Below are 3057 nucleotides of genomic sequence, written 5' to 3' on the forward strand. Positions count from 1 at the left end.
CTGCTATTGGCAAAGCGCCTTCAGGCAACCGGTGTCGATCGATACGCAGGGCGGCGACCGCGTGGTGTTTACCTATCAGTTGCGGGGCCTGACCCGTTGCTGGACGGAAGGCGGCCCGGCGGATCAGGGCGAGCACGCCCGCGAAACGTCGGGCAGCGTGTATTTCGCGCCCGGACGGCGCGGCCGCTTCCACCAGCATGGCCCGTGCGAGAGCGTGTCAATCGCCGTACGTCCGGACGTGTTGCGCGGCTGGATCGGCGACCTGGACCGCCCGCTGCAGCGGTCATTGGATTCAGGCGCCTGCTTCCTGGGCGGCTATCGCGGCGCCAGGCTGCACGAGGCGGCGTATGCGGTAAGCCGCGAACTGAAACACCTGCCGCCGGCGGCCCCGGCCACGATCGCCGGCATCCGCCTGCTCCACGAAGGCCAGGCGCTGTTGCTCGCGGGCCTGTTCCTGCAAGCCGGCCGCGCGGGCACGGGTCTGCCGAACCGCACCGTGACGCACCGCCAGCAATTGCTGGCGGCCCGCGATCACCTGCTCGCCGACCTGGCGCACCCGCCCACGCTGGCGCAACTGGCCACCGAGGCAGGCATCAGCGCCATCCGCATCAAGCGCGGGTTCCGCGAACTGTTCGGGCATAGCGTGTATGGGCTGTTCCAGCAGGAGCGCATGCGCGAGGCGCAACGGCGCCTGCTGGCGGGCGGGGTCACGGTGATGGAGGTGGCGTTCGGCCTGGGGTATTCCAACCCGAGCCATTTCGCGACCGCCTTTCGCAAGGCGTTTGGCCTGCCCCCCGGGGAATTCAAACGCAGGGAAGGATTTGACGGCAGGGAACGCTGCCCGTGATCCGCGCCGCGCCACCCGGGTAAACGCCCGCTTGCACGACCGCCCGCAAACAAACCATAATACGAATCATTCTTACAAAATCCTTCTCGCTCCGCTGGCCGGGGCGGCGTTCTCCTTGCCCGATGTCAGCGCCCTCCCCGCCCCACGCCACCAAGCGGACCACCCCAGCCACGACGCTGCGCGAGTTCGTCGACGAGTTGCTCAGCCACTACCGGGACCTGTATCGGCACCTGACCTATCAGCTGCGCAATTCCGATGACGCCGCGGATATCGCGCAGTCCAGCTTCGAGCGCGCCTACGCCAGCAGCCTGAGCCGCCGTCCGGACGAGAGCCCGGGCGTGGAGTCGTCGCGCGGGCTGCTGTTTCGCATTGCCCACAATCTTTGCATCGATGAAGCGCGCCGCCGCAAGGTGGCGCAGGCCTGGTTGAGCGAGCACGCGCCGCTGCAGGCGGAGCTGACGGCGCCATCATCCGAGCAGCTGGTGTCGCAGCGCCAGATCGTGGAGCGCGTGGCCGCGGTGCTGGCGTCGCTGCCGCCGCGCCGGATGCAGGCCTTCGTGCTGTTCCGCGCCTATGGCTACAGCCGCGCCGAAATCGCGCAGCAGCTGGGCATTACCGAGGCGGCGGTGGCCAAACACCTGGTGCGCGGAACGCTCGATTGCGCTCGCGCGTTGCGCCATCTGCACCTGGACCTGGGGCCGGCCGGCGCCTGCGCACCCGCGACATCCGAACCAGTGACGGACGATGGCAACTGAGATGATGCGGGACGGCCCCGACGAAACGCTTGTCGAGCATGCGCTAGGCCTGATTGCCACGTCCGAGATCGCCACGGCGCGCGCCGCCCGCCAGGCGGCGTCCCGGCTGACGGCCTGGCGGCAGCGGGCGCCGGTGCATGAGCTGGCCTACCTGGAGGCCCAACGGCGCTGGCAATTGCTGGCCAGGGTGGCGCCGGACATGCGCGAGCATTTCCAGGAAGACAACCCGGCCGCAAAGGCCCCCGGGCTGTCACGCCGCACGCTGCTCGGGCTGGGCGCGGCGGGCGCCTGTACGGCTCTGCTGGGCACGGGCTGGGCCTGGCGCCGGCCGTTGTATCAGGCGTCCTACGAGACCGGCCCGGGCCAATTGTCGCAGGCCCAGGTGCCCGACCAGGCCGATGGCGGCGGGCTGGGGACGCGCATCGACCTGAGTCCGCAGACGCGGCTGTCGGTCAGCCTCTACCGCCACGAACGGGTGGTGCAATTGAGCCATGGTGAAGCCCTGTTCACAGTGATGCCGGACGCCGACCGGCCGTTCCGGGTGCGCACCCGGGGCGGCGACGTGGAAGTGGTGGGCACGGTGTTCACGGTCAGCGACCGGGGCGGACCGGTGTCGGTCGCGGTGGAAGAAGGCCATGTCCGCTTTCAACCGGCGCCGCGCGATGCGCGCTGGTACACCCTGTCACGCGGCGGTCCGACCGTGGACCTGCGCGCGCCGGCGGCCGTCAGCTGGCGCAATGGCGAGGTCGACGCCGTGCGGCGCATCGACCCGGAAAGCGTGGCGGCGTGGCGCAACGGCTGGTTGTGGTTCGACAACCAGCGACTGGACGAGGCCTTGCCCGCGATCAACGCGTTCCGGAATCACCCCCTGAAAGCGGCCGACCCGGCGGTCAGTGCCTTGCGGTTGACGGGCCGGTTCCGTAGCGCGGACGCCGGCAACGCCGCCCAGTTGCTGGAGGCCATCCTGCCGCTGCAGGCGGCAACCCGTCCCAACGGCGATGTCGAATTGCGCCTGCGCTGATTTTTTTCGCGCGGGGTGTCTCCGTTTCCGCGCCTCGTCCGTCTTCTGTATCGATAGGCCGCCCAGCAGGGCGACGATTCTCTCGATAGACGGAGTTCAAATGCACCAATCAGGTATGGGCCAGGGCGCGCGTTGCCGACAGGCCGCCCCGAGGCAGAAGGCGTCACGGACGCAGGCCGCAAGCATGCGGCATACCCCAGGCATGGCGCCCGCATTCCTGCGCGCCGCCCTGTCCCTGGCGCTGGCCAGCGCTGCCGGCTTGCCGCTGGCCGCCCTTCCCGCCCTGGCCCAGGCCCAGGCCGCGACCGATCAACGCTACCCGATCGATCTGCCCGCGCAGCCGCTGAACACGGCGCTGACCGCACTATCGCGCCAGACCAACACGCCGATTATGGCGGCAGGCGCCGCCACGGCGGCGCACCGCGCGCCTGCGG

4 protein-coding genes are annotated in these 3057 nt (G+C 69.8%); all 4 read left to right on the forward strand.

Annotated features, from left to right (window positions below; all coding sequences use genetic code 11):
* Positions 1-847, forward strand: an 847-nt coding sequence (locus AOZ53_RS04585; RefSeq protein ID WP_156333271.1) for a helix-turn-helix transcriptional regulator, incomplete at its 5' end; no start/stop codon positions are given.
* 122 nt (positions 848-969) lie between these two features.
* Positions 970-1602: an RNA polymerase sigma factor gene (locus AOZ53_RS04590; protein ID WP_082385506.1), complete on the forward strand. Its 633-nt coding sequence runs from the start codon at positions 970-972 to the stop codon at positions 1600-1602.
* A complete protein-coding gene (locus tag AOZ53_RS04595; RefSeq protein ID WP_082380564.1) occupies positions 1592-2623 on the forward strand; it encodes a FecR family protein in 1032 nt (343 codons plus the stop codon). Before AOZ53_RS04590 ends, AOZ53_RS04595 begins: the two co-directional genes overlap by 11 nt.
* A 184-nt stretch (positions 2624-2807) precedes the next feature.
* The coding region (locus AOZ53_RS34625) for a hypothetical protein (RefSeq protein WP_197286442.1) at positions 2808-3057 on the forward strand (250 nt) is incomplete at its 3' end.

Source organism: Achromobacter sp. 2789STDY5608621, from assembly GCF_001299375.1.
Lineage (GTDB): Bacteria > Pseudomonadota > Gammaproteobacteria > Burkholderiales > Burkholderiaceae_B > Achromobacter > Achromobacter insuavis.